The 26,672-nt window shown below is 64.6% G+C and carries 21 protein-coding genes; 14 read left to right on the top strand and 7 right to left on the bottom strand.

What is annotated here, in order from left to right:
- Nucleotides 1-56: 56 nt before the first annotated feature.
- Nucleotides 57-1,271 carry a TIGR03862 family flavoprotein gene (locus ASD63_RS09800; protein ID WP_060529139.1) on the top strand — a complete coding sequence of 405 codons (1,215 nt, stop codon included), beginning with the start codon at nucleotides 57-59 and terminating at the stop codon, nucleotides 1,269-1,271.
- A 54-nt stretch (nucleotides 1,272-1,325) separates the two neighbouring features.
- On the opposite strand, the gene ASD63_RS09805 is transcribed toward ASD63_RS09800, so the two are convergent.
- Nucleotides 1,326-3,140 carry an ABC transporter ATP-binding protein gene (locus ASD63_RS09805; protein WP_060519951.1) on the bottom strand — a complete coding sequence of 605 codons (1,815 nt, stop codon included), beginning with the start codon at nucleotides 3,138-3,140 and terminating at the stop codon, nucleotides 1,326-1,328.
- Between the two features lie 512 nt (nucleotides 3,141-3,652).
- Between ASD63_RS09805 and ASD63_RS09810 the strand changes: the two genes are divergently transcribed.
- The 7 genes from ASD63_RS09810 to ASD63_RS09840 all read left to right on the top strand — a co-directional run bounded on the left by ASD63_RS09810 (nucleotide 3,653) and on the right by ASD63_RS09840 (nucleotide 13,426).
- A complete protein-coding gene (locus ASD63_RS09810; protein ID WP_060529140.1) occupies nucleotides 3,653-5,008 on the top strand; it encodes an extracellular solute-binding protein in 1,356 nt (451 codons plus the stop codon).
- A gap of 2 nt (nucleotides 5,009-5,010) precedes the next feature.
- Nucleotides 5,011-6,912 (top strand): ATP-binding protein, encoded by a 1,902-nt coding sequence (locus tag ASD63_RS09815; RefSeq protein WP_060529141.1) that lies wholly within the window; start codon nucleotides 5,011-5,013, stop codon nucleotides 6,910-6,912.
- The gene (locus ASD63_RS09820; protein WP_060529142.1) at nucleotides 6,909-8,249 is read left to right on the top strand and encodes a sigma-54 dependent transcriptional regulator; all 1,341 of its coding nucleotides are present in this window, start codon (nucleotides 6,909-6,911) and stop codon (nucleotides 8,247-8,249) included. The genes ASD63_RS09815 and ASD63_RS09820 overlap by 4 nt, the downstream gene beginning before the upstream one ends.
- Before the next feature lie 159 nt (nucleotides 8,250-8,408).
- Entirely contained in the window at nucleotides 8,409-9,728 is a 1,320-nt protein-coding gene (locus ASD63_RS09825) for an extracellular solute-binding protein (RefSeq protein WP_060529143.1), read from the top strand.
- Between the two features lie 122 nt (nucleotides 9,729-9,850).
- Complete coding sequence (locus ASD63_RS09830; RefSeq protein ID WP_034790204.1) at nucleotides 9,851-11,560, top strand: iron ABC transporter permease; 1,710 nt, start codon at nucleotides 9,851-9,853, stop codon at nucleotides 11,558-11,560.
- Nucleotides 11,561-11,574: 14 nt separating this feature from the next.
- Nucleotides 11,575-12,675 carry an ABC transporter ATP-binding protein gene (locus tag ASD63_RS09835; protein WP_060529144.1) on the top strand — a complete coding sequence of 367 codons (1,101 nt, stop codon included), beginning with the start codon at nucleotides 11,575-11,577 and terminating at the stop codon, nucleotides 12,673-12,675.
- Nucleotides 12,676-12,763: 88 nt separating this feature from the next.
- Entirely contained in the window at nucleotides 12,764-13,426 is a 663-nt protein-coding gene (locus tag ASD63_RS09840) for a histidine phosphatase family protein (RefSeq protein ID WP_060529145.1), read from the top strand.
- 88 nt (nucleotides 13,427-13,514) lie between these two features.
- Here the strand turns inward: ASD63_RS09840 and ASD63_RS09845 are convergent, their stop codons facing one another.
- Nucleotides 13,515-16,814, bottom strand: coding sequence for an autotransporter domain-containing protein (locus ASD63_RS09845; protein ID WP_082572833.1), 3,300 nt, complete (start codon nucleotides 16,812-16,814; stop codon nucleotides 13,515-13,517).
- Nucleotides 16,815-17,053: 239 nt separating this feature from the next.
- Between ASD63_RS09845 and ASD63_RS09850 the strand changes: the two genes are divergently transcribed.
- Nucleotides 17,054-17,845 (top strand): DeoR/GlpR family DNA-binding transcription regulator, encoded by a 792-nt coding sequence (locus ASD63_RS09850; protein WP_060529146.1) that lies wholly within the window; start codon nucleotides 17,054-17,056, stop codon nucleotides 17,843-17,845.
- A gap of 254 nt (nucleotides 17,846-18,099) precedes the next feature.
- Here the strand turns inward: ASD63_RS09850 and ASD63_RS09855 are convergent, their stop codons facing one another.
- Nucleotides 18,100-18,738 (bottom strand): NrsF family protein, encoded by a 639-nt coding sequence (locus ASD63_RS09855; RefSeq protein ID WP_060529147.1) that lies wholly within the window; start codon nucleotides 18,736-18,738, stop codon nucleotides 18,100-18,102.
- A 2-nt stretch (nucleotides 18,739-18,740) separates the two neighbouring features.
- Nucleotides 18,741-19,277 (bottom strand): sigma-70 family RNA polymerase sigma factor, encoded by a 537-nt coding sequence (locus ASD63_RS09860; protein ID WP_060529148.1) that lies wholly within the window; start codon nucleotides 19,275-19,277, stop codon nucleotides 18,741-18,743.
- A gap of 208 nt (nucleotides 19,278-19,485) precedes the next feature.
- Between ASD63_RS09860 and ASD63_RS09865 the strand changes: the two genes are divergently transcribed.
- The 4 genes from ASD63_RS09865 (at nucleotide 19,486) to ASD63_RS09880 (ending at nucleotide 22,165) form a co-directional block, all read left to right on the top strand.
- On the top strand, nucleotides 19,486-19,809 hold the full coding sequence (locus ASD63_RS09865; RefSeq protein ID WP_060529173.1) for a DUF2282 domain-containing protein: 324 nt from the start codon (nucleotides 19,486-19,488) through the stop codon (nucleotides 19,807-19,809).
- 125 nt (nucleotides 19,810-19,934) lie between these two features.
- Nucleotides 19,935-20,861, top strand: a complete 927-nt coding sequence (locus ASD63_RS09870; RefSeq protein ID WP_082572834.1) for a DUF692 domain-containing protein — start codon at nucleotides 19,935-19,937, stop codon at nucleotides 20,859-20,861.
- Between the two features lie 4 nt (nucleotides 20,862-20,865).
- Nucleotides 20,866-21,651, top strand: coding sequence for a DNA-binding domain-containing protein (locus ASD63_RS09875; RefSeq protein WP_112975351.1), 786 nt, complete (start codon nucleotides 20,866-20,868; stop codon nucleotides 21,649-21,651).
- A 7-nt stretch (nucleotides 21,652-21,658) separates the two neighbouring features.
- Entirely contained in the window at nucleotides 21,659-22,165 is a 507-nt protein-coding gene (locus tag ASD63_RS09880; RefSeq protein WP_089043812.1) for a DoxX family protein, read from the top strand.
- Between the two features lie 45 nt (nucleotides 22,166-22,210).
- Here the strand turns inward: ASD63_RS09880 and ASD63_RS09885 are convergent, their stop codons facing one another.
- Genes ASD63_RS09885 through ASD63_RS09895 form a run of 3 tightly spaced genes read right to left on the bottom strand, consistent with a single transcriptional unit; the run spans nucleotide 22,211 to nucleotide 25,360 of the window.
- Nucleotides 22,211-23,311 (bottom strand): ABC transporter substrate-binding protein, encoded by a 1,101-nt coding sequence (locus tag ASD63_RS09885; RefSeq protein ID WP_089043657.1) that lies wholly within the window; start codon nucleotides 23,309-23,311, stop codon nucleotides 22,211-22,213.
- 2 nt (nucleotides 23,312-23,313) lie between these two features.
- Complete coding sequence (locus ASD63_RS09890; protein ID WP_060529150.1) at nucleotides 23,314-24,699, bottom strand: sensor histidine kinase; 1,386 nt, start codon at nucleotides 24,697-24,699, stop codon at nucleotides 23,314-23,316.
- Complete coding sequence (locus tag ASD63_RS09895) at nucleotides 24,686-25,360, bottom strand: response regulator transcription factor (RefSeq protein ID WP_034790222.1); 675 nt, start codon at nucleotides 25,358-25,360, stop codon at nucleotides 24,686-24,688. Before ASD63_RS09895 ends, ASD63_RS09890 begins: the two co-directional genes overlap by 14 nt.
- Before the next feature lie 279 nt (nucleotides 25,361-25,639).
- On the opposite strand from ASD63_RS09895, the gene ASD63_RS09900 reads away from it, so the two are divergent.
- On the top strand, nucleotides 25,640-26,611 hold the full coding sequence (locus tag ASD63_RS09900; RefSeq protein WP_060529151.1) for a tripartite tricarboxylate transporter substrate-binding protein: 972 nt from the start codon (nucleotides 25,640-25,642) through the stop codon (nucleotides 26,609-26,611).
- Nucleotides 26,612-26,672: the final 61 nt, after the last annotated feature.

Here is a 26,672-nt window from a genome sequence, read left to right on the forward strand (position 1 = left end):
CACGCGCCGCCGGGCCAAGAGTGCGCCGAAGCGAAATCTGTGACCGGGCAAAGCGCATGGGACAAAAGAACATCGCCGTCATTGGCGGCGGACCGAGCGGCTTGATGGCCGCCGAGGTGCTGTCCGAGCGCGGCCACGCGGTCACCGTCTATGACAGCATGCCGACGGTCGCGCGCAAATTTCTGCTGGCCGGCAAGTCGGGCCTGAACATCACCCATTCGGAGCCCTATACGGCCTTTGCGGAGCGCTTCGGTAATGCCTCGCCGCGATTGCGTGCGGCGCTGGACGCCTTCACGCCCGATGACATCAGGCAATGGGCGGCAGACCTCGGAACCAGGACCTTCGTCGGCTCCTCGGGCCGTGTCTTCCCGGAGGTAATGAAGGCGTCGCCGCTGCTGCGCGCCTGGCTCAAGTCGCTGGAAAGCCGAGGCGTTCGCATCCTGACGCGGCACCACTGGACTGGGTTTGAAGGCAAAGCACCCGCGTTCGATACCCCGGACGGCAAGACGCTTGTCAGCGCAGATGCGACTCTGCTCGCGCTCGGCGGCGCCAGCTATCCGCGTCTCGGGTCGGATGCCGCCTGGGTTTCCTGGCTGGAACAGAGGGGCGTGTCTGTCGCCAAATTCCAGCCCGCCAATTGCGGCTTCGACGTCGACTGGAGCGAGACCTTCCGCGATCGCTTCGCCGGCGCCGCGCTGAAGGGCGTCACCGCAACGTCGGAAGCCGGCACCGTCCCGGGCGAATTCGTCGTCAGCAGGACCGGCATCGAAGGCAGTCTCGTCTATGCGCACACGAGCGCGCTTCGGGATCGACTGTCCGGCGGGGAACCGGCCGACCTGGTGGTCGACCTCACCCCGGGACGTACCGTCGGGAAATTGGCAAAAGACCTTGGCCGCTTCGACACCAAGACCAGCTTTTCCAACCGCTTGCGCAAGGGGGCCGGGCTCGAAGGGGTGAAAGCGGCGCTGCTGCGTGAGGTTTCGCCTGATGCCGCGCGCTTGCCGCCTCCAGAACTTGCGGTCTTGATCAAGGCGTTGCCAATCCCGCTCATCCGCCCACGCCCGATCGCCGAGGCCATCTCCTCCGCCGGCGGCATCGCCTGGTCCGCGATCGATCACGAATACATGTTAAGAGCGCTGCCCGGCACCTTCGTCGCCGGCGAAATGATCGATTGGGAAGCGCCGACCGGGGGCTATCTGCTGACCGCCTGCTTTGCCACAGGGCGTGCGGCGGCTCGCGGGCTCGATCGTTGGCTTAACCGGCCAGCATAAAAGATCGCCGCGCCTTTGGCAGGCGCGGCGATGGTTTCAGGTGGCGTCAAAGCCTTACTGGTCGTTCAGCACCAACCCCTTGGTCAGCTCCAGCGCCTGGCGCTCGAAGAGACCGCGGTAGATGCCACCGTCGAGGCGGATCAGCGCGTCGTGCGTGCCCTCCTCGGCAATCCGGCCGTGGTCGAAGACCAGCAGCCGGTCGAGCGCCCGCACCGTGGAGAGCCGGTGCGCGATGACGAGCGTCGTGCGCCCAAGCATCAGCCGCTCCATCGCCTGCTGGATCAGCACTTCCGATTCCGAATCGAGGCTCGATGTCGCCTCGTCGAGGATCAGGATCGGCGCGTCCGCGAGGAACGCGCGGGCAATGGCGATGCGCTGGCGCTCGCCGCCCGAGAGCTTGACCCCGCGTTCGCCCACCAGCGTGCCGTAGCCTTTCGGCAGAGCCGTGATGAAGTCGTGGGCGCTCGCAAGCCTTGCCGCCTTCTCGATCTCGCTCTGCGTGGCGTCCGGCCGCGCATAGGCGATGTTCTCCGACAGAGAGCGATGGAACAGGATCGGCTCCTGCTGGACGATCGCGATCTGCTGGCGCAGCGACGTCTGCGTCACCGATGCGATGTCCTGACCATCGATCCGGATCTCGCCGGCCTTCAGGTCATGCAGACGCTGGATCAGCTTGACGAAGGTCGTCTTGCCCGAACCTGAGTGCCCGACAAGACCGACGCGTTCGCCCTCCCGGATCGTCACCGAGAAGCGGTCGTAGAGCGGCTTGCGGTGCGCACCGTAGTGGAACGTCACATCCTTGAACTCGATGCGGCCGTCGGTGATGCGGATCGGCTTGGCATCCGCCTTGTCGTCGATGCCGAGCGACTGGCCATGGATGTCGACAAGCTCTTCCATGTCGTTGATCGAGCGCTGCAGGTTGCGGATGTGCTGCCCGACTTCACGCAGATAACCCTGCAGGATGAAGAACGAGGTAAGCACGAAGGTGATGTCGCCGGCCGTCGCCTGGCCTTTCGACCAGAGGAACAGCGCAAAGCCGATCACCGCCGCGCGCAGGATGAGCAGCATGGCGCCCTGCGACGTGCCGTTGGTCGTGCCGCGGATCCAGGTGCGGCGCGTACGGTCACGCCATTTGGCGAGCACCTTGGCAAGGCGTGCGTCCTCGCGGCTTTCGCCGCCAAAACCCTTGACGACGATGTTGCAGCTCACGGCATCGGCGAGCGCCCCGCCGAGCTTGGTGTCCCACCGGTTGGCAAGGCTTGCCATCGGCGCGACGTAACCAAGCGACAGCACGATCGTCATCAGGATGAAGACGATCGACCCGATCCCGATGATGACGCCCATCATCGGCCAGTAGAACGACATCAGGATTGTCGATCCGACCAGCATCACGACGGACGGAAACAGGGCGACGAGCAAGGTGTCGTTCAAGAGATCGAGCGCCCACATGCCGCGGGTCACCTTGCGAACCGTCGATCCGGCAAAGCTGTTGGCATGCCAGTCGGTCGAGAAGCGCTGGATGCGGTAGAAGGCAGCCGACGCGATGTCGGTCATCATCTTGAGGGTCAGATCGGTGACCCCCAGGAAGGTGAGGTGCCTGAGAATGATCGCGCCGAGCGACAGCGCCATCAGCATCCAGAAGGCGGCAAGCGCCGCATCCCAGGCAAGCTGATCGGTCGCCACACCGGAAACGACGGCATCGACGAGCCGGCCCGAATAGAGCGGCGTCAGGACGTCAGCGAGCGTCGACAAGAGAACCATGCCGAGAATGACGCTGATGCGCAGCGGCTGCGCTTTCCAGTGAGACCAGGTGAATCCAAGAACGCTGCGGAACGCACCGCCGCGCAGGTCAATACGAGTAAAAGCCATAACAATCGCCCGATGCGCGACGCATCGGCCTCAAACAAGATCAGAATGGAATATGCCGTTAAAAGGAACCCAGCTTCCGATGCGGCATCATTGGAGTGACCGAATCCTCCGGAGAGGAAGGGCCAAGGTCAGCGAAACGAAATCCGACCTGGAAAAGACGAAAAGGCGAAAATGCCCTTCCCGGCCCAGTTCAAGACTGCACGCCGCCCCGTAGGGAGAAAGAAAAAGCTGGCATCTTTTGAAACCTCCCTGATTGGTTGCCGGAAGACGACCTATAGGCGAATCGCGCGCAACCGCCAAGTGCAGAAATCTTGCCATGGCGCCAATCGTCGCGGCTGCGACCTGTTTGCAACAGTCTCCGACATGCCTCCCGGGGTTTACGGCGGTGAGCTCTTCGTAGCAGAGTACGCCGCGATCGCCGACCGTGCATGCACGAAACGGCGGCATCTTGGGGAGGGTCCGCGACAACCGGCACCGGCAATGACCGGACGGCGATGCGCGGTGGGAGTGAATTGACAAGGTTCCGGTTCGATATCGTCGCGGCCCTGCTGCCGCTGATCATCCTTGGCTTCATGGCGTTTGCGGGGCCCGCGCGTGCTGTCGAGAAGCAGGAACTCGTGGTGGTCACCTCCTACCCGCCCTCCTTCTTCGAGCCCTTTCGCGCCGCTTTCGAACGCGCCAATGCCGACATGCGGGTGACGATCGTGCAGCGCAACACGGCGAGCGCCAGCCGCTTCGTCATTGAGAAGGCGGACGTGCCGGCCGACATCTTCTGGGCCTCGGCGGCCGATGCCTTCGAGCTCTTGAAACGCAACGGAAGCCTGCGCCCGATCGCGCCACGCAACACCGGCGCACCGGATCATGTCTTCGGTTATCCCGTGAACGACCCACAGGGCTACTATCTGGGCTTCGCGCTGTCGGGCTACGGCTTCGTCTACAATCCCGCCCATCTCGCCCGGAGCAAACTGCCCGTGCCGGAGGACTGGCAGGATCTGCTGAACCCCGTCTATTCCGGCCAGATCGGCATCACCACGCCTTCCCGCTCGGGCACGACGCACCTGATCGTCGAAGCCTTGCTGCAAACCTACGGCTGGGAGAAAGGTTGGGCGATGCTGTCGCAGCTCGGCGGCAATCTCTCAACGGTTACCGCCCGCAGCTTCGGGGTTGCTTCCGGCGTGGCGCAGCGGCGCTTCAGCATCGGCATCACCATCGATTTCCTCGCCACCTCGCCGGATTTCGCCGGCGCCGGTAATGTCTTCGTCCTGCCGCCCGACACCGTGTTCGTGCCGGCAAGCATCGGCATTCTGTCCCGGGCGCGCAACGTGCCGGGAGCCGAACGCTTCGTCGATTTCGTGCTTTCGGAGGCTGGCCAGAAACTCCTGCTGTCGCCGGCAATCGCCCGTATTCCCGTCAATCCGGCGCTCAACAGCGGCCTGCTGCCGCAGGAAGACGGCGAGCGCCTGCTGAAATCCGGCGGCTTCGACGCCGCCCTGTCGGCGCGCAGATATGGCCTCGTCAATCTGATTTTCGACGACTATATCGTGCGCCGCCGGGCAACCCTTGCCCGCCTGTGGAAGAGGGCTGCGGATCTGGAGGCGATGAACATCGAAGATGCGCAACGGCTGAGCATGCTGGCTCGGGCGCGGCGGCTGTTGGGTCAGCCTCCGCTTTCGGCAAGCGAAGTCGCCAATGTTGCTGAGGCCCTGCAAGGCGAATGGCCCCGCGGCGTCGCCCGCTCCCCTGCCCACGCAGAACTCGCGAGCCGCCTGCGCGCACTGATCGAACAGAACCTCAACGAGGCGGAGCAGCTGCTGTCCTCGGCGGCGCGATCTGGCGGTCCCGTCAATCTCCATCCGTGGCGGCAGTGACGATGGCGGTTCTCGAAACGACCGCACAGCAGCCGCGCTGGCGCTTCGGCATCGGCGCCCGCCTCGTGCTGGCCTTTGTCGCGATCGTCGGGCTCGCTGTCGGCGCCTGCCTGGTCGGTTGGCTTTCCTACGAGCGGCTGTCGGGCGAACTGTCGCGCATGGCGGATGAGCAGATGCCGCAGCTCGCCTTCGCGTCGCGACTCTCCAAGGCCGGGGCCGACATCGGCTCCGTGACGTCGGTACTTGCCGGCGCCGAAAGCCGCGCCGAGTACAACGAGATCCGCGCCGTCTACGCGACGCGCCTCCAGACCCTTCGCGCCCTGCTCGAAGAAAACACGGCGCAGTCGAGCACGGCGGCGCTGCTGCCGCTCGCCGAGGCCATCGGCACCAATCTGAAAAAGATCGACCTTGCCGCGGGCAAGCGCTTCACGCTGCGCGAGGCGATGCGGTCGGACATCGACGAGTTGCGCTGGGTCCAGGCCGATCTTCTGGAAGAAGCCGATCCGTTGGTCGACGACATCCGCTTCAACATCGAAGCGGAGACCCGCAAGGGTCAGGGTGCGGCCGCACTCGCCGAACAGCACAAGAGCGAAGCGCTGCTGACCGTCGTCTCCCAGGCGAACCTTGCGACAGGCCTGATCGGTCGGCTGGTCAACGCCACGACCGAAGAGGAAATGCAGGAGACCAACGCCTTTCTCGGCGACAGCGCCGACGAACTGGCAAGCCGCATCCGCTCGCTCGACAGCTGGCCCGACAGCATCACCGTTCGGCAGCTTGCCGGGCGCATTCTCGACCAGTCCAACGCCTCGACGGGCATACCCAATCGCAAGCGCTCGGAAATGCTGCAGGCCAGCACACTTGCCGAACTTGCCGGCGAAAACGGCCGGCTCGTCGAGGAGCTTGGCCGCAAGATCGAAACGGAAGTGATCGCGATCGAGGCAAGCGCCGGGGACGCCGCCCGGCGCGCGGCTGCGGCAATCGAGACCGGGCGAAGCCTGCTGGTCGCGATCGCCATTCTCTCGGTGCTCGTCGCAAGCGCGATCGGCTATTTCTACGTCCACCGCAACCTCATTGCCCGTATCCGCCTGCTGGCGACGGCCGCCGGCGCGATCAGCGGGGGCCGGCACTCCACGGCGATCCCGCCGCCCGAGGCCGACGAACTCGGCGACCTCTCGCGTGCGCTCACCCTCTTTCGCCAGACCCGCGACGAGCTGATCCAGTCGGCAAAGCTTGCGGCCCTCGGCCAGATGGCGGCCGGCATCGGCCACGAACTCAATCAGCCTCTAGCCGCCCTTCGCGCCCATATTCACAGCGCCGCCACTCTAATCGGCCGCGGCAAGGGCGAGCAGGCCGTCAACAACCTCGACAAGATGAAGGGGCTGACGGGACGCATGGCAGACCAGATCAGCCATATCCGCCGCTTTGCCCGGCGGCCGGACGCGCAGCTGCGGCCGGTCGATCTCACCGCGGCGGTGCGGGACGCCCTCAGCCTGCTCGAACACCGTTTCGAGGAGGAGAACGTCGCCCTCGATCTTTCGTTGCCGCAGGACAGTTCGGCAATGGTCATGGCCGAACCGGTCCGGCTCGAGCAAGTCGCCGTCAATCTCGTCGGCAACGCGCTCGACGCCGTCGCTGGCCAGCCACTTCGGCGCGTGAGCGTCAGCGTTGAAGTCACCGGCGGCGTCGCCCGGCTGATCGTCGGCGATACCGGGCACGGCATCGCCGCGGAAAACCTGCCAGCCGTGTTCGATCCCTTCTTCACCACCAAGCCGGTAGGCTCGGGGCTCGGTCTCGGCCTGTCGATCTCCTACAACATCGTCAAGGATTTTGGCGGCGACATCACGATCCTCGACACCGGCCCGGCCGGCACACGATTCCTCGTATCCCTGAAAGGCCCGGAATGAGACCGGAAGCGGACATCATCCTGATAGACGACGACGCCAGCGTGCTTGAGGCCTGCTGCCAGGTGTTGGAACTGGAGGACTTCACAGTCTCCCCGCACGGTTCCGTCGTCGCGGCGCTCGCCGGCCTTCGCGCCGACAGCGACACCGTCATCGTCTCGGATGTGCGCATGCCCGATCATGACGGCTTCGACCTGGTCGCCGCCGTGCGCAAGGTCGATCCCGATATCCCGATCGTGCTGATGTCCGGACATGGCGATATCCCGATGGCGCTGCGTGCGATGCGCGAAGGCGCCTGGGATTTCCTGGAGAAGCCAGCCGATCCGGTTCACCTGATCGAAACCGTGCGCCGGGCCCGCGATCACCGTCGCCTGCTGCTGGAAAATCGGCGGCTGCGCCTCTCCGTCGACAAGGACGGCTGGGAGACGCGGCTGATCGGCCATTCGGCGCCGATGGTGGCGCTGCGCGAAAAGCTGCAGCGCATCGCTGCCGCCTCCGCCGACGTGCTGATCATCGGCGATACCGGCACCGGCAAGGAAGTGACCGCAAGGGCGCTGCACGATTTCAGCGGCCGCAAGGGCCGTTTCGTCGCCGTCAACTGCGGCGCCATCCCCGAGACCATGCTCGAATCCGAGCTTTTCGGCCATGAGGCCGGCGCCTTTACCGGCGCGCGCGAAAAGCGCATCGGCAAGATCGAATATGCCGATGGCGGCACGCTGTTTCTCGACGAGATCGAGTCCATGCCGATCGCAGCCCAGGTGCGGCTGCTACGCGTCCTGCAGGAGCGCGTCATCGAACGGCTCGGATCGAACGTCGAACTGCCAGTTAACATCTGTGTGGTGGCGGCAACGAAAGCCGACCTGCACGATGCCGCGCGGCGGGGAGAATTCCGCGAAGACCTCGCCTACCGCCTCGACATCGCCCGGGTCGAACTGCCGCCGCTCGCGCGCCGCAAGGGCGATGTCGGCCTCCTGTTCCAGCACTTCCTCAGCCTTGCCGCAAAGCGCCAGGGGCGCACTGCGCCGCCGGTCGGCGTCGATCTGCTGGCCGATCTCAACGCCCGGCCCTGGCCCGGCAACGTGCGTGAACTGCGCAATGTCGCGGAACGCTTCGTGCTCGGGCTCGAAGAGCGCCCGGACACCGAAGGCACGACCGCAGGCGGCGAGACGCTGGAAGCGCAGATGGACCGGCTGGAGCGGACCATCATCAGCAACAGTCTCGCCAGACATGAGGGCCGCGTGGGTGCGACCGCCGATGCGCTCGGCATTTCCCGCAAGACGCTCTATCTGAAGATGCGCAAGTTCGACATCGACGCCCGGGGCGATGGCGACGAGGGGTAATGTTACCCTTTTGACCCCGCCTCGCCCGCCCCGATGTTACCCTTCTTACCCATCCCGACGTGAAACTGGCTGGTTTTGCGGGGTTTTTCGATCTGGCACGGGCCTTGCTCTCAATAGGACAGCCGCCAAGCACTGGCGGTCTATTGGGAGGAGATACCTATGTTGAAAACCATCGCAGCAGCGATGCTGATGTCGGCTGCCTTTATCGTGACGGCCCACGCCCAGGACGGCGGCAAGGTGACGATCGTCACTTCGTTCTCCAAGGACGTGACCGATCCGTTCAAGGCGGGCTTCGAAGCCGCCAATCCCGGCTTTACCCTTGACGTCCAGAACAAGAGCACCAGCTCGGGCGTGAAATACATCGACGAGACCAAGGTCAACAACCAGGTCGACCTGTTCTGGGCGTCGGCGCCTGACGCCTTCGACAGCCTGAAGAGCAAGGAACTCCTGGCCAAGTTCACCCCGTCGGTGACGGGCCTGCCCGAAAAAGTCGGCTCCTATCCGGTCAACGATCCGGACGGCTTCTATTTCGGCTTTGCCGCGTCGGGCTACGGCATCATGTCGAACGACCGCTACCTGGAAGCCAACAACCTGCCGAAGCCGACCGAATGGGGCGAGCTCGCCAAGCCGGAATACTTTGACCACGTCGCCATCGCCGCCCCGTCGCGCTCAGGCACCACGCACCTGACGATCGAGACGATCCTGCAGGGCGAAGGCTGGGACAAGGGCTGGGGCACGCTCAAGGGCATCGGCGGCAACCTGCAGCAGGTGACCGAGCGCTCCTTCGGCGTTCCGGACGCCGTCAACTCCGGCCAGACCGGCATCGGCATCGTCATCGACTTCTTCGCCTTCTCGGCCCAGGCGAGCGGCTTCCCGGTGAGCTTCGCCTATCCGTCGGTCACGACGGTCGTGCCGGCCAATATCGGCATTGTCGCCAATGCCCCGAACCAGGCCGGCGCTGAAGCCTTCGTCAACTACATCCTGTCGGAGAAGGGCCAGGAAGTCCTGCTCGAGCCGGCGATCCGTCGCCTGCCGATCAACCCGGCGCTTTATGCGAAGGCGCCCGAAGGCTTCCCGAACCCGTTCAAGGATCCGCGTTTCCAGTCGATGATCACCTTTGACAGCGACGTTTCGAAGAAGCGCACGGATGTCGTCGACACGCTGTTCGACCAGCTCATCTCCTTCCAGCTCGAAAACCTGAAGGGCGCCACCCAGGCGATCCATGCGGCCGAAAAGGCGCTCGCTGCCAACGAACAGCCGGCGGCCCGCGCGCTTCTTGACGAAGCCAAGGCCCTGGCTGCCGCCATGCCGATCACGGCGGAGGAGGCAGCCAGCAAAGAAACGCGCGACGCCTTTACCGGCGGCGAAGAGAAGACCGCACGCCAGGCGGAACTGGAGCAGAAGTGGGCCGCGTTCGCGACGGAGAAATATGCCGCCGCCAAGGCCAAGGCTGAAGAAGCACTGAACCTCGTCGACTAACGCGCGACAGCGACCGCCTGCCCAACTGGCGGGCGGTCATGCTCCCAAAACATCATAGCTTCGCCGACCCTGGCGCGCCTTGCGCGCGCCAGGTTGGCCGAACTCATTCCGGAGTCTGCCCCATGGCGCTCGTCGCTTCCGTTCCCATCAGGCCCGCCGTGGCCAAACCAGGCCAGATCCTGGCGGTCTCGGTGATCGCCCTGTTCCTGGCGATTTTCCTGGTCATCCCCGCCGGCACGGTCATCTACACCGCCTTCACCGAGAAGGGCACCGGTGCGCTGACCATCGTCAACTTCATCGACTTCTTCAACACCGACCTCTTCCGCCGGTCCTTCTTCAATTCGGTCTATGTGTCCGGCATGTCGGTCGTCTGGGCGAGCGCCATTGCGCTGCCGCTCGCGGTGCTCACGACCCGCTTCGACTTCCGCGGCTCGCTCATCATCCAGACGCTCGGCTTCGTGCCCCTGATCATGCCGCCCTTCGTCGGCGCGGTGGCGATGCAGCTTCTCTTCGGCCGCAACGGCACGGTGAACCTGCTCTTGAACGACTGGTTCGGCATCCGCATCCCCTTCATGGAGGGGCTGAACGGCGTTATCTTCGTGCAGTCGCTGCACTATTTCCCCTTCATCCTGATCAACCTGTCGACCAGCCTGCGCAATATCGACCGGTCGATGGAGGAAGCTGCCCAGAACCTCGGCTCCTCCGGCTTTCGCCTCTTCCGCCGCATCGTCTTTCCGCTTGCCATGCCCGGCTATCTCGCCGGCGCGTCGCTCGTCTTCGTCAAGGTCTTCGACGATCTGGCGACACCGCTGCTCCTCAACGTCAAGGACATGCTGGCGCCGCAGGCCTATCTCCGCGTCACCTCCGTCGGCCTCACCGACCCGATGGGCTACGTCATCTCGGTCATCCTCATCGCGGTCTCGATCTTCGCCATGTGGCTTTCGGCGGTCGCCATGCGCGGCAAGGACTATTCGACCGTGCAGCGAGGCGGCGGCGGCCTTTCCAGGCGCAAGCTCAGCCGCGGCGAAAGCGTCATCGCCTATGGCGTCGTCGCTCTGATCCTTCTCCTGGTGCTCTCGCCACACATCGGCCTGCTGCTGCTGTCTTTCGCAACCGTCTGGTCGTTCAGCCCGCTGCCCGATGCCTACACCGTCGCGCACTACGGCCGGGTTTTCGGCGAGAGTTCGCTCTACATCAAGAACACGCTGATCTACGCCAGCCTTGCGGGCCTGATCGACGTCGTCATCGGCGGTGCCATCGCATATCTGGTGCTGCGCACCAAGGTCGTCGGCCGCCGCTGGCTCGATTGGGCGGCCACCGCAGCGCTCGCCATCCCCGGCGTCGTGCTCGGCATCGGCTATCTCCGGACCTTCTACGGCATCACGCTGCCCGACGGTACACCGCTTGCAACGCTCTGGGTCATGGTGGTTTTGGCGCTTGCCATCCGCCGCCTGCCTTATGCGCTGAGGGCCTGCTACGCCGCCCTGCAACAGGTGTCGGAATCGCTCGAAGAAGCCGCCGAAAACCTCGGCGCGACCAAGCAGCGGACCATCCGCCGCATCGTCTTGCCGCTGATGACCGGCGGCCTGCTTGCCGGCTTCGTCACCAGCTTCTCGACGGCCGCCGTCGAGCTCTCGGCAACGCTGATGCTGATCCAGAGCAACTCGGACGCGCCGATCGCCTACGGGCTCTACGTCTTCATGCAATCGCCGGCCGGTCGCGGTCCGGGTGCGGCCCTCGGCGTCATCGCCGTGATCATGGTCGCGCTCTGCACGCTCCTGTCCCACTACGTCATCGAGCGCCGCCAGAAGGCGCTCGGGACGGCAAAATAATTCGGGAGGAAACAATGACAGCGAATATCAACAGCGCCGCACTCGCCGCCGGCCCCGCCAAGGCGATCAGCATCAGCGACGTCAATCTCTACTACGGCGCGCTGCACGTCCTGAAGAACATCAATCTCGAAATACAGCCGGGGGAATTCTTCGCCTTTCTCGGCCCGTCCGGCTGCGGCAAGACCACGCTTTTGCGGCTGATCGCCGGCTTCAACAACGCCCGTCAGGGCAAGGTCGTGATCGGCGGACAGGACGTGCTCGACATGCCCGCATGGAAGCGCGACATCGGCATGGTCTTCCAGTCCTACGCGCTCTGGCCGCACATGACGGTCGCCGCCAATGTCGCCTTCGGCCTTGAAGAACGGCGCCTGGCACGCGCCGAGGTCGACCGTCGGGTCAAGGCGGCGCTGGACCTCGTCGGCCTCAAGCACCTCGCTGATCGCCGGCCGTCGCAACTTTCCGGCGGCCAGCAGCAGCGCGTGGCGCTCGCCCGCACCATCGCGATCGAACCGAAGGTGTTGTTGCTCGACGAGCCGCTATCCAACCTCGACGCCAAGATGCGTGTCGAAGTCAGGCGCGAACTGCGCGAGTTGCAGCAGCGGCTGCAGCTGACGACGATCTTCGTCACCCACGACCAGGAAGAGGCCAACACCGTCTGCGACCGGATCGCCGTCTTCAACGAGGGCAGCATCCAGCAGGTGGGAACGCCGATGGGGCTCTACGAGAAGCCGGCCAACCTCTTCGTCGCCAACTTCCTCGGCACGGCCAACATTCTCGACGGCAAGGTGGCCGGCAGCGGCGCTGCCAGAAGCTTCGAGGTCGTGGGCGGCGGCTCCATCCCGATCCCTGCGGGGACCGAGGTCCCCGCAGGCGCCAAGCTCGTCTTCCGGCCGCAATATGCGACGATTGGCAGCCTCGAGCCCGGCGCCGTCGCGCTCGAGGGCATCATCGCGCATCGCGAGTTCCTGGGCGCGACCGTGCGCTATGGTGTCAGGATTGGGGCGGCGACGGTGCTGATCGACGCGCCGTTCCATTCCGGCGACGCGCTTCTCGAACCCGGCGCGACGACGACGCTCGGCCTCAAGCCGTCGTCGGCGCAATGGCTCGCCCACTAGAGCATACGACGCGCGTCCGCCGGTCTCGCCGGCGGGCGCCAGCTTCCCCATTTCAAGTAGCGCCAGATCGCTGACACCCGAGTTCCGCATGAAAAGAGATCTTCCAAGCCTCATCCTCATCCGCCACGGCGAAACCCAATGGAACGTCGCCGGCCGCCTGCAGGGCCGCAAGGACACGCCGCTGACCGCCAACGGCGTGCGCCAGGCACTCGCCGTCGGCCTGCGCCTTGCCGAACGGATCGCCGACGAGGAAAAGAACCTGACCTTCTGGGTGAGCCCGCTCGGCCGCGCCCGCCAGACCGCATCGATCCTCGCCGACACCTGGTCGATCCCCTTCGATCGTTTTGCCGAGGCGGCTGCCCTTGCCGAACGCTCCTATGGCGCCTGGGAGGGGCTGGCCCATGACGAGATCGAGCGCGATCTTGCCGATCAGTACGATGCGCACAGCGCCGACCCGTTCGACTATTCGATGCCGGGCGGCGAAAGCCGGACTGCGCTTTCAGCGCGCCTTCAGGCCTGGCTCGACACGCTCGACCGCGGCCGCCGCCATGTCGTCGTCACCCATAGCGGTTGCCTCAGGGCCCTGCGCGGCATCTACACCGCCGCCTCGCGCGACGAGATTCTTGCCTATCGCGAGCCGCAGACCGCCTCGTTCCTTCTGACCGCGGGTCGCGAGACCATGCTCGACGTGCCCCTCAACATCCTGCGCGCCCTTGGCTGCGATGGCGCAGGAAGGACCGTCTGGATCTGATCGACAAGGCCGCCGCAACCAACCCCAAGAAACGCCGCGCATGGAAACCATGCGCGGCGTTCGATGTTCAGAGCGATGTGTTGCCGCCTCAGAAACTCACCTTCAGCTTGGCGTTGACGCCGTGGTCGGAAACGCCTGAGGCGATCTGGCCGGTGTAGTTGACGCCGAAGGTCGCGGCCGGAGTGATCTTGAAGTCGATGCCCGCTTCGACGAGTGCCGCATCCCGGGCAATCGGCGCACCGCCGACGGTAAAGCCCTGGCCGCCGGCAAAGGCAAGCGTGGAGGTCGGCACGACATCGCCGAAGGCATGGCGCCAGCCGACGGTGCCGCTCAGAACCGCCGCCGTTTCGCCGAAAGAAACGTCGGTCGAGGTGCGCACGCCAATCGTCGTGAAGGTCGTGTCGTTGTTGTTCGAGCGGCCGGAGAGCGCCGCTGCCCCGCCCTTTTCACGGAAACCGTCCGTGTCGAGGTTGAGATAGGCGAGATTGGCGAAGCCTTCGAAATCGAAGCGACCGGCACTCGCGGCATAGCTCGCCTCGCCGAAGATCTGGGCGGTGCGGGCGTCATAGGCCGCCGACAGGCTGTCGTCGAAACCGCCGAAGGACACGCTGCGCGTCGTTTCGATGCGATGCCAGCTGTAGGTCGCACCCGCCGTCAGCGACAGCGCGCCAAGCCCGGTCCCGGCATAGGCACCGATGTGGTAGTTGTCGCTGTCCCCGGAGGAATGACGGTCGACCACATCGAAGGACGAGCGGCTGTAGCCGCCGAAGAGACCGGCGCGCCAGTTGTCGCCGACGAGGCCATCGGCGCCCATGAGAAAGCCGCCGACGTTACGCTGGAAGCCCGCCGCATTGCCGTTGCCATCCGTATCGCCCCAGATGCCGAAGGCCTGGCTCCAGAAGGCGAAGCGGTCCGTATCGGCCGCAACGCTTTCGATGCTGCCTTCGCCATAGGCGAGCACTGGCGTCGCCTTGGTGCTGTCATCGCCGAAAGCCGCGCGGATGCGGTTGGTGGCTGCAGCGTTCAGGAGCAGGCCGTCCTGCAGCAGCATACCCTTGGTCGAGGCATGGATTTCACCCGAGAGCTGGTCGAAGGCAAAACGCGCCTGCGCGCGGTCGAGGTTGGTGAGCGCCGAATAGGCTGCATTGGAGAAGCCGAGGCTTTCAGCGGCGATCGCCGTTGCCCGCTGGTTGGCGGTCTCCGTGACATCCGCGAAGCGGATGTCGTTGCGGCTGAGTGTCAGCGTCACGTTGTTGGCGTCGTAGCCGAGCGTCGGATCGAGGAAGACGAGGCTCGATGCGACGTCGGCAAAGGTACCGGTCACGCCGCCGGCCGCCGTCAGGATCGTGTAGTTGGTCTGCGGCGCATAGCTGCCATTGGCTGCGAGCGCCAGGACAGAGCCGCCGTTGAGCGTCGCCTTGCCTGACGCGACGATCTTGTCGCTCTCGCCCTTGTCGTTGGCCTCGACCTCATAGGTCGAGCCCGCTGCAAAATTGATATCTCCGGCAACGTTGAGCGTGCCGATCGAATTGCCGGGGGCAATCACGCCGCCGTCGGCAATCGTGATGCTGCCGAACGTCCCGATGCCGCCGATGGCGCCGTCCTTTTCGATGGTGAGCCCTGAAGACGAGGCGATCGACCCTTGCACCGAAAGCAGGCCGGACTTGACCGCGGTCGCGCCGGTATAGGTGTTCTGGCCGTTAAGCACGAGCGCGCCGGGGCCGAGCTTGGTGAGACCGCCGCTGCCGCTGATCGCCTTGTTGACGGCAACCACGTTGGCGGCGTCCGCCACGTCGAGCGCGCCACCGGCACCTTCGAGAACGATATCGCGGTCGATCTGATGCATGTCGCGACCGGCGATCCTGAGGGCCCCGCCATCGAGCCTCAGCTTGGCCGCAGCGCTGCCAAGCGCAGCGTCCTCTTCGACCACAACGGTACCTCCGTCGGTCACCAGCGTTTCGCCGATGAACGAATGATCGTCGATGCAATAGTCGCGGATCGCCTGCTGGAAGCGCGGATCGCTGCTCTTGCAATCAAGCAGCGTCTTCTTCTCCTGGTCGGTCAGACCGGCCAGAATTGGCAGGCCGTTCTCGTCGGCGATCTGGCCGAGATAGACGTCGTTGCGCATGTTGTTGCGGCTAAGGTTGAAGACCTTGCCCTTCTCGGCGAAGGTCGATGCTTCATCGCCCCAGACGATCCGGGTCCTGGCCGTCGCTGTCGCCGGATCCGTGTAGTTCTGCAGCACCGGACCGACCCAGCGCACCGTGTGCGCAACCGGCTCGTGGTCCGAAAGCGGCGTCTTCGATCCATCCGGATTGGTCACGTAGCTGACGTCGGTGATGACGCCCGAATAGGGATCCTTCGGATCGTCGGCGAGCGTCCACCACTTGCCGAAGGGACGCGACGCCAGGAAGTGATCGATCTTGACCCGGTGCCAGCTTGCCCAGGTGTTGGTGGCGTCTTCGCCGTGCGACGGCCAGGTGACACTGCCGTCGTTCAAGCCATGCGGCGAGAACTGCTCGCGCTCGTTTGGAAGCTGCAAGATCTGGAACTGCTTCTTCAGGATGTTCATCGTCTGCGGCAGGTTGCCGGCAACCGGATACATCTCGTCGGCAAAGAGGCCAGAGGGAACCGTCGAGGCGTTGATCGCCGAAGCACCCTTGCCCTTCCACTCGGCGATATAGGCGTCCAGCTTCTGCTGGTCTTTTGCATAGTCGCGCAGCAGGCTCATGTAGAAGCTGTTGGTCGGGTTCTTGACGTAGGTTTTCAGCAGCAATTCCTGCTGGCTGACAGAATGCAGGCCGCGCTCCGAGACGTCGCCGGCATTGAAATCACCGGTGAGGATGATGGGCCGCGTCTCGGACTTGGCCCACTGGTTGATGCCCTTGGCTTCGTTGATGCGGGTCGTCGGCGGGTCGTAATAGTTGAGGTGCGTGGTGCCGACGACCACCTGCGGCTTGCTGACGGTAGGGTCGACCACCGTATAGGTCACGATGTCGCCGAGCGTGCTGGCGCCGAAGGTGCCGGGGAGACGCGAGAACACGCCGGTATCGCTGTCCTGACGCGTCGCGTAGGTGCCAAGGCCCGCATTCTTCAGGATGCCCGGGATGTCACGGGCGTAGGTGCTGTTGGCGCGAAACTCCTGGAAGGTCAGGACGTCGTAGTTTCCCTTTATGAAGAAGTCCGACATCACGCTCGGGTTGGCCTTGAAGCGGTCCAGCCAGGTGTTGAGCGTCAGGATCTTCATGCTGTCGTCGGCGGCGCGCGCCTCGGCCGCCGAGAGCGTCAGGCTCGTTCCGCACAGAAGGATCGCCGTCGCCAGGCGCAACGGTTGCGTGAGGCGCGCAAAAGCCCGCACCCCGCGGAGGTGGTGTCCACGTTGTCTCATATCTTGCTCCAATGTCGCGATGCGAACACGCTCCGTCACAAGACCTTCATGGCGATGATGTTGATGAGCGGAAGAGTTCACTGAAATGTACGATTGCGGACATTAAGCGAGTCAAATGTCAGTTTTACAACATTTCATGGGGCGCCATAAAATTTCGCGCGGCCCATAGATGCTGCGCTGATTTCCTTGGAGATCGGCGTCGGTCCTATGGTAGCAAAGCGTGCTGAGGGGCAATCAGGATGAGGGTGATGGACGATCGGGATATTTCGGATGGGGACAAGAAGACGCGCCGGCAGGCGCAGCTTCTCAGCCACCTCGAGAAGAACCACTATATCTCGATCGAGGAGATCACCGGCCTGTTCGGCGTCACCAACCAGACGGCACGGCGCGATATCATGGCGCTCGAACAGGAGGGCAAGGTGCGGCGCCTGCACGGCGGCGCGACCATTGCGACCCCGGTTGATCCCAACATCTACCGCCAGCGGCGCATCGACAACGCGGAGGTGAAGGAACGCATCGGGCAACTGACCGCCGAGCTTGTTGCCGACGGCGCTGCCGTCTTCCTCGACACCGGCACGACCTGCGAAGCGGTGGCGCGCGGACTGCTCAAGCGCCGCGATCTTCGTGTCGTCACCTACAGTCTGCGCGTCGCAACCACGCTCAGCGAAAGCAGCAGCTTTGCCGTCGCGGTGCCCGGCGGCTTCGTGCGGCAAGTGGATGCCGGCGTGTTTCGCGAGGAGACCGCCGACTATATCCGCAAGTTCAAATTCGACGTCGCCGTCATCTCGGTCAGCGGCATCGATCAGGACGGCGATATCGGCGACGACGACCATGCCGAAGTCGCCGCCGTCTCGGCCGCGATGCGCCAGGCCGAGCGGGTGATCCTCGCCGTCGACAGCAGCAAGTTTGGCCGGCGTGCGCTGGTGCGTCTGGCTTCGCTTGCCGATATCGATGCGCTGGTAACCAATGAATTGCCGGAGGAGCGTCTCGTCTCCCTACTGCGCGAACACGGCGTCAGCATTCATTGCTAGTGCAAGGGCCGAAGCGATGGAAGCCCGCGGCGATCTCTTGCCAGGGGCTTGAAACCTTTGGTGCGGCACCACACATAGTCATCAAGAAATTGCCCGTGGAGCCTGACGGACATGATCAACCGAAGGCTCCGGGCGTAGTTCGCGCGCAAACGCTGACCACGGATGTACTGGCAGTGTGACGCAGCGAGCGGGAAAAGGTCGGCATTGCCGGCCTTTTTTGTTTTGAACGCCGGCGAAGGCTCATATGGCCGGCCCTACCAGCGAAGCGCCCAGCGGCCCGCCAACGCCCCAAGCACCGTCAGCATGAGGACCGCGATCGTGTACCAGGTCGCGACGAAAAGCGGTGAATCGTCCGGGCAGTGGGCCGCGTAGAAGGTCGCGGCGATGCCGCCGGCCGCGAGCCCTGCCAGGGCGCCTGCAAGCCCGGGACGCGACGGGGCGCCATGGCGCAGTGCGAGAAGGAACAGCGCCAAGGGCGCAAGGCCGATCAGCGGAATGAAGGTCATGCAGACCAAATAGTTGGTTCCAACGAGTTTCGTCACCCAGCTACCGGATGGCACTGCAAGAAGCTCGAGCAACACACCGCCGACAACGAGCGCCGGCGCGACGGCAAGGTAGGGCATCAGCTTGCGCGGATCCGCGTCGGGCCATGCGGCAACGCGCATGGCCGCAAAAGCGGCCGCGGCGAGCGCGATCGTGACCACGAATTTGAACAGGAACCGCACCGTCTCGGCGGCAGCGGCGATATCCGGCCGCGGCCCGAGCAGGATCGAGAACACGACACCGGCAAGGACGAGTGCGCCGATGGCGACGCCGGACCATACGGTGTTCATCGGCAGGCCGGGTCGCCGATTGTCCGCTGCGAGAGCCTTGATGAGGTCGTTCGTGTCCATGGTCAGTTTCGTCCAAATCGGCGGGCGATTGCAGCAAGGCCTCGGTGAAGCGCCACCCGAACCGCCGTTTCATTCATGTCCAGTTTCTGCGCCGTCTCAGCCACCGTGAAACCCTCGATCGAAATCGCGTTGACCACTGAGCGCTGCCCAGGTGCCAGCCCTTCCAGCGCCCGGCCGATTTCCCAATCCCTGGCCTTTTCCGTCTCGACGCTTGCCAGCGTGTCTTCAAGCCCCTCGATGCCGACCGTCGGGCGGCGAGCCTGACGACGCACGGCATCGACGTATTTGTGCCTGGCAATGGAGTGCAGCCACGGGATGACAGGCGCATCCTCCCGCCAGGTGTGGCGCTTGACGTGCGCTGCCAGCAGCGCCTCTTGCACAACGTCCTCGGCATCGACGCCTCCGCCGATGGTCCAGCGCCGGGCCCAGCCACGGATCGCCTGTGCTGCGTCCCGCAGGAAGTCGGCATAGGCCTTTTCGTCGCCGGCCACAGCCGCGCGGAGAAGTCTTGCGAGATGTTCGTCGTCCGCGCCGCTCACCCGCGCCTTTCCTCCCCATTCGCCGATTCCCGGCGTTTGTTACACGGCTATCTCAAATTCGCGGCCGCTGTCTGCTCAGACCGACCTCGCGAGCCCATCACGAAAGCGTGTTGCCAACGTTATGTAACGCCCGGTGTCGCCGCGGCGAAAGACCCGATGTGCGCCTCAGACAGGACGCACGGGAACAGTTCAACACGGAGATAATATGATGTCCATAAAGTCCACGATCAGCAGCGCAATGCTGGCAAGCGCGGTTGCCGCCGCCCTGTCGTCGCTCGCGGTTGCGAGCCCGCTGACTGAAGCGCAGGTCAAGTCCGCCATGGATGCCGGCAAGGAGAAATGCTTCGGCGTCGCGCTCAAGGGCCAGAACGATTGCGCCGCCGGCCCGGGCACGACGTGCCAGGCAACATCCACCGTCGACTATCAGGGCAATGCCTGGAAATTCGTCGACGGCGGCACCTGCACGACGATGAAACTGCCCGACGGCCGCATGGGTTCGCCCGAGGCGCTTTCGCGCGACATGCCGTCCTGATCGATCGCAATTCAGGAACGGGACGCGGGGCGATCGCGTCCCGTTCCGCCTCGGTTTTCAAGGGTAGCGGTCCAGGGACGTTCCCACCCGCCATCCAGGGTCTCAGGATTATGACGGGATTGGCAATGCGCACATCAACGGACGACGGCAGCAGACTTGCCCCGGTAGGTCCTCACCTGCCGAAACACGAAATCGCCGGGCTCGCCGGAACGAGCTTCAAGCATCAGCACCTCCAGGCGATCCTTGCCGATGATGCCTGCGGCGGCTTCTTCGAAATTCATGCGGAGAACTACATGGGTGCCGGCGGACCGCCGCATGCGGCGCTCGCCCGCATTCGCCAGGATTTTCCGGTGTCTCTGCATGGTGTCTGCATGTCGATCGGCGGCCCACAGCCACTCGACAGAGCGCACCTGGGCCGGTTCAAGGCACTGGTCGACCGCTATGAACCGGCCCTCGTCTCCGAGCATCTCGCCTGGTCGACCCACGAGACCACCTTCTACAACGATCTCTTGCCGCTGCCCTACACCGAGGCCACCGTTGCCCGCGTATCCGATCATATCGACGAGGTCCAGGACGCGATCGGCCGCCGGCTGCTGCTCGAAAACCCGTCGACCTACGTCACCTTCCAGGATTCGACGATGAGCGAAACGGTATTCATCCGAGAACTGGTGAAGCGCACCGGCTGCGGGCTGCTGCTCGACATCAACAATGTCTTCGTTTCCGCCACCAACCAGGGCTATTCGGCGCTTGCCTATCTCGATGACTTCCCACTTGAACATGTCGGAGAAATCCACCTTGCCGGGCATGCGGAGCAGCAAGACGACGAAGGCGACCTGCTCCTGATCGACAGCCATGACGGGCCGGTTGCCGACGCCGTCTGGAAACTCTACGACATCGTCATCGCCCGCGTCGGCGCCATCCCGACGCTGATCGAGTGGGACAGTGCCATTCCGGACTGGCCGGTCTTGAAACGCGAGGCCACTGCGGCGCAGACGATCCTCGATGCCTACGGGCAGCGGATGCCGCGGGAGAATATCCGTGTCCGCGCCTGAAGGCATGCTCCCCATGCCTCTTGACCGCATCGGCAATTATGCCGCCGGTTTCGTGCCGCCGCTGCTCGCACCTGACCGGCCGACGCCGGCTCTGGTCGCCGGCCCGAACGGCAAGGCGGCGGTGAAGCGCTTCAATGTCTACCGCAACAACGTCACCGTCAGCCTGATCGAAGCGCTGGCGGCGACCTTCCCGGCGACCGAACGCATTACCGGCGAAGCTTTCTTTCGCGCCATGGCCCGCTTTCACGTGCGCGAAACACCGCCAGTCTCGCCGCTGCTCTTCGAATATGGCCGCGACTTTCCGGGTTTCATTGCCCGCTACGAATATGCCCAATCCATGCCATGGCTTGCCGATGTAGCAAGGATCGAACGGGCCTGGCTCGACGCCTATCACGCCGCCGACGCCCCGGCGCTTCCGCCTTCTGCACTTTCCCTGATTGCGCCCGAGCAGCTCGGCGGCGTCGTCTTCGATCCGCATCCGGCGACCAGGCTTGTCCGTTCCGATTATCCGGCCGTCACGATCTTTGCCGTCAACCGCGAGAGCGGGCCGGTGGGGCGTGTCGAAACGGCTGATGCGGAGAGCGCGCTGATCACCCGCCCCGACCTGGAGGTCATCGTTCGCCGTCTCGCGCCCGGCGCCGATCTTCTGCTTTCGCGGCTGCTGGCAGGCATCCCCCTCGCCGCGGCTGCTGCGGATGCTGCCACGCAATGCCCCACGCTTGATCTCGCAGCCGCAATCGCCACCGCGCTCGAAGCGGGGGCCTTTACGGCAACTCATCACGGAGGATGAAACCATGATGTCCGCATCCAGATTTTCGCAAAACGGCCATACAGCCGATCTGTCGCAATGGACCCGTCGGGCGAACCGAGCCGTCGGCGCGCTCGCGCCGCTCTGGCTCTCCCAGCTTGTCCTGCGCTTCGGCCTTGCCGTTCCCTTCTTTCGGTCAGGCATGAGCAAGTGGGACGGGTTCCTGCAATTGAACGACGTGGCGGTCCTGCTGTTCAGCTCGGAGTTCCGGCTGCATCTACCCGGCGGCCCCTATCCCTATCCGGCTCCCGCCGTGACGGCCTTTGCCGCCGGTTCGGCGGAAATCATTCTTCCCATATTGCTTGTCTTCGGCCTGGGAACGCGTTTTGCCGCCCTCGGGCTGTTGGTCATGACGATTGTTGTGCAGCTGACCGTACCGGACGGCTGGCCGATCCACATCACCTGGGCTGCCATGGCGCTCGCGCTGATGACCTCCGGTCCCGGCAGTCTGTCACTGGACCACGCACTGTGCGCCTGGCGCAAGGGCGAGCGATAGGCCGCGCGCGATCCCGGCGCCTGCTTTGACCGCAGGCAGCGCCCTTCAATTCGGGCGCAGCCGAACCGGGGTATCGACGATCAACTTGGTCCAGTCGTCAATGAACCGGGAGCGCTGCAGCCGGTCCTGCGCGGCAAGCAAGGCCGGGCCGATCCGGATCGGCCGGCCGATCCCGGACTCCACCAGTTTTTCGGGTCCGTCGACCTCGGCCGGCAGTGCGCCGCTCCGCGAGAAGAAAAACGCTTTCTCCCGTGCCACGTCCTGTCCTCGTTCGGACAGCAGATAATCGAGGAAGCGACCGGCAAGCTCGGGGCGCTTGGCGCCCGTCGGAACCAGGGCGCCGCGGCTGAGGATCAGCGTGTAGTCGCGCGGCAGCACAATCCTGAGCTTGCCATTACGTCGCGCCGCGGCATAGGCGTAGGAGCCGAGGATGTTGTAGCCGATATAGACGTTGCCGCTGTCGAGTTCAGACAACACCGCATTGTTGCAGCAGCGCAGCACGGCTTCGGCGCGGCTGAGGCTCTCAAGCAGGCGGCCGTAGGTCGTCGAGGCCTGCTGGGCATCGAGGAAGGCGAGCAGATAGCCGATACCGGACTGGCGCAGGTCGTAGGTGCCGATGCGGCCGCGATAATAGTCCGGCTTGAAGCGCAGCAGGTCGGTGAGCTCTCCATGGGTGTGCGGCACATCCTCCGGCGGCACGAAATCCTTGTGGTAGACCATGACGGAGGGCTCGAAGGTAAAGCCGAAGACCTCGTCACGCCAGTTCGCCCAGGCCGGCACGTCGCGGGTTTCCGGCGAGACATGCGCGAGCGCACAGCCGTCGTTTGCAAGCTTCACCAACTGATCGACGGACGAAGACAGCAGGAGATCACCGAAAGGCTGCTTCAATCGGCAGGCGATGTCGGCGTCCCGATAGAGATCGTTGGTCACGTAGTCCGTATAATCGATGGCGACATCGCGCGCCGTCTCCTGAAAATCGCGGATCAGCGGCTCCATCGCCTCGATGTCGGTCGCGCCGTTGATGACAAGCCGGCCGCGCTCGGCTTCGAGCGCCGGAAAGAACGCCCGCGTGCCCTCGACCGCGCCGGCCGGGCTGGCAAAGCCAAGGACCGCAACAAGTGCGATCGGTCGAAGTTGCCGCCACATCCTCATGTTCCCTCCCGATAAAGGGGAACATCGAGAATGACCGTGAAGTCGCGCCCGCCTTTCTCCAGAAACCGAACTGTGCCGCAATGCGCCAGCGCCACCTCCGCCGCGATTGCAAAGCCGAGCCCCATGCTTCCCTCTCCCGTCTTGGAACTGACGAACCGCGTCGTGACCGCCGCCCATTCTGCTGGCGGAATGCCGGGACCGTCGTCGGCGACCTCCACCAGGGCCCGGTCATCCTCGCGCCTCACGCGCACGGCCAGCCGTTGCTCGACACCATGCTGCAGCGCGTTGTCGATGATATTGGCTATCGCCTCACGCAGGCTCACCGCATCGCCGCGCACGAAGACCGGCTCGGCACTGTCCTCGAAGGAAACGACGACGTCCGGGTCGACTGTAATCGGCACCGTCGAGCGGAAAGCCTTCCGGGCGATATCGCCAAGGTCGACGGGCTTGAAGCGCACGGAATCGGACCGGTGGATGACCATGGCATGGCTGAGCAACTGGTTGGTGAGGCGCGCCAGCTGGCTGACGCGGTCCCGCACGCGCCCGAGATGCCGCTTGCGGTTGACGTCGAGGTCGTCGTCTTCGAGCATGTCGACCTGTGCCGAAAGGGCTGTCAGCGGCGTGCGTATCTGATGCGCCGCATCGGCGATGAAGCGCTGAAGCAAGGTGACGCGCTCGTCGAGGCGGCCCATGAAGTGATTGATCGACCCGACGAAAGGCTTGAGCTCCCTGGGCATGTCGGCCTCGACGGGGGTCAGATCCTGCGGATCGCGGGCACGCAGCGTCGCGGCAAGGGCATCGACGGGCAGCAGTGAATAGCGGATGGCAAGCACGGTGCCGGCAAGCGCAAGCAGGCTCATGATGCCGACGAGGATCATGGCGCGGGTCGTCAATTCCCCGGCAAGCCCGCGCCGCGCTTCGGTCGTCTGCGCCATGACCACATAGGCCCAGCCGGAGAAGGACGGATCCGAAAGCGCCCGCGAGACCACGGCCACGCGGACCGGCACGTTGCGATATTCCGTCGTCAGGAACACCGGGCCGGCCCGCGCCGCGGTGACGTTTATGCCGATGTCGAGATCGTCGTAGCCGGTCAAGGTTCGGCCGTCGGGGCCAACCACGCGATAGAAAATGCGGTCGCGCTCGGCAAGGCCAAGCAACTCGAAGGCCGACGACGGAAGCGTTACACCCAGATTGCCCGCATCCACAGTCATGTTCGCGGTGATCTGGATCGCCGCCCCGAGGAGCAGCCGGTCATAGGCATCGTCGGCGGCCGCGCGGGCATAGTACCAGGCGGCGGCGGAAAGCAGCGTCGCACCACCACAAAGCACCAGCGCCACGCGCAGCACGAGCCGCCAGAAGAGCGAGGTTTCACGCCGCTTCATCGGCCACCAGTTGATAGCCGAGACCGCGGATGGTGACGATGCGCACCGACGAGCCCTCGATCTTCTTGCGCAGCCTTCCGACATAGAGTTCGACGGCGTTGGGGTTGACGTTTTCGTCGAAACCGAAGAGCCGATCGAGCAGTTCGTCCTTGCTGAAAACCCGGCCCGGCCGGGCGGCCAGCACTTCGAGAAGCGTGATCTCGCGCCGCTTGAGCTGGACCTCGCGGTTGCCGACCCGCACGGAGCGGCTGTTGCGGTCGAGCACCAGATCGCCGCACTCGATGAGGTTGGTCGGGTCGCCCTGGCGGCGGCGCAGGAGCACGCGCGTGCGCGCTTCGAGCTCGCGGAAATCGAACGGCTTGACGAGATAGTCGTCGGCGCCAAGGTCCAGCGCGCCGACCCGGTCCTCGATTTCAGAACGCGCCGTCAGCACCAGCACCGGCGTCGTCTTTTTCCGGGCGCGCAGATGGCGCAGGATCTCAAACCCGTCGAGCCCCGGCAACATGACGTCGAGGATCACGAGATCATAGTCGGTAAATTCGAGTATGTCGGCGGCGGCTTGACCGTCCGTCTGCCAATCGACGGTGTGCCCGACCTTTTCCAGTCGCCGGCTGATTGCCTCCCCGACATCCCTCGTGTCCTCCACCAGAAAGATGCGCATGGGCAAGCAGTGACACGGAAGATTTCACCGATCAACCCGGCGGATTTGACCGCTTTCGTGACAGCGTGGTGACAGGTTCGCGGAGGAAAGAGGACTGCCTGATCGCCACAACGGGAGATGCGGCCAGGGTCTGGAGGACAATCATCGCCGAGGCATTTTCAGGCGGCCGCCACGCGGTCCGTCGATGCGGGTCGATGCCGTCCGGATCCTGGATGTCACGGTGGAGGCAGGCGCGCGATAGCGCCTTTGAAAGAAGAACTCATGGATGGGAGAGAGACCATGACCCGAACCTTTGTGAAGACCCTTCTGGCGGCCGGCTTTTTCGCCGCCGTGGCATCGCCCGCCGGTGCGGAGCCGTCGAAGCCCGAGTGCCTGGCCGGCGCCAAGCCCGGCGGTGGCTTCGACCTTACCTGCCGGCTTGCCGCCAATGCGCTGCTCGAAGCCAAGATCATCGGCAAGCCGATGGCCGTTACCTATATGGAAGGCGGCGTCGGTGCCGTTGCCTATAACCATGTCATCGGCAAGCGCGGCGCCGACGGCAACCTGATCACCGCTGCTTCCTCCGGCTCGGCGCTCCTGATCGCCCAGGGCAAGTTCGGGCAATATGACGAAAACGCCGTGCGCTGGCTCGGCGCGCTCGGCGCCGACTACGGCGTGCTCGTGGTCGCCGCGGATTCCCCCTACAAGAGCCTCGGCGAGCTGATCGCCGCCTACAAGGCAAGCCCGACCGACTTCTCAGTCGCCGGCGGCGGCGCTGTCGGCTCGCAGGACTGGATGAAGGGCTCGCTCTTGGCAAAAGCTGCGGGACAGGAGCCGAAGCAGATGCGCTACGTCGCGCTTGAAGGCGGCGGCGCAGTACTGACGGCGCTCGAAGGCGGCCACGTCAAGGTCGGTGCCGGCGATGCGGCGGAAATGTCCAAGCACCATGCGGCCGGCAAGGTCCGCGTGCTCGCGGTCATGGCGCCCGATCGCCTGCCGGGCGAACTCGCCGAAGTGCCGACCGCCAGGGAACAGGGCGTCGACATCGAATGGCCGGTCTGGCGCGGCTACTACGTCGGCAAGGACGTCTCCGACGCCGACTACAAATGGTGGGCCGATGCCTTCACCAAGCTCGCCACAACGCCGGAATTCGTGAAGGAGCGCGAGGCGCGCGGCCTCTACGAATACACCCAGGTGGGCGACGCCTTCGACCAGCAGGTCAAGGCGGACGTGGCACGCTTCAAGATCATCGCCAAGGAAGCCGGCATGTAAGCCGGACGGTGGAGCGGGACAGTCTCCCGCTCCGCTTGTTTGCCACCACTTTACGGGCTCC

The organism is Ensifer sp. Root558, assembly GCF_001427045.1.
Taxonomy (GTDB): domain Bacteria; phylum Pseudomonadota; class Alphaproteobacteria; order Rhizobiales; family Rhizobiaceae; genus Ensifer; species Ensifer adhaerens.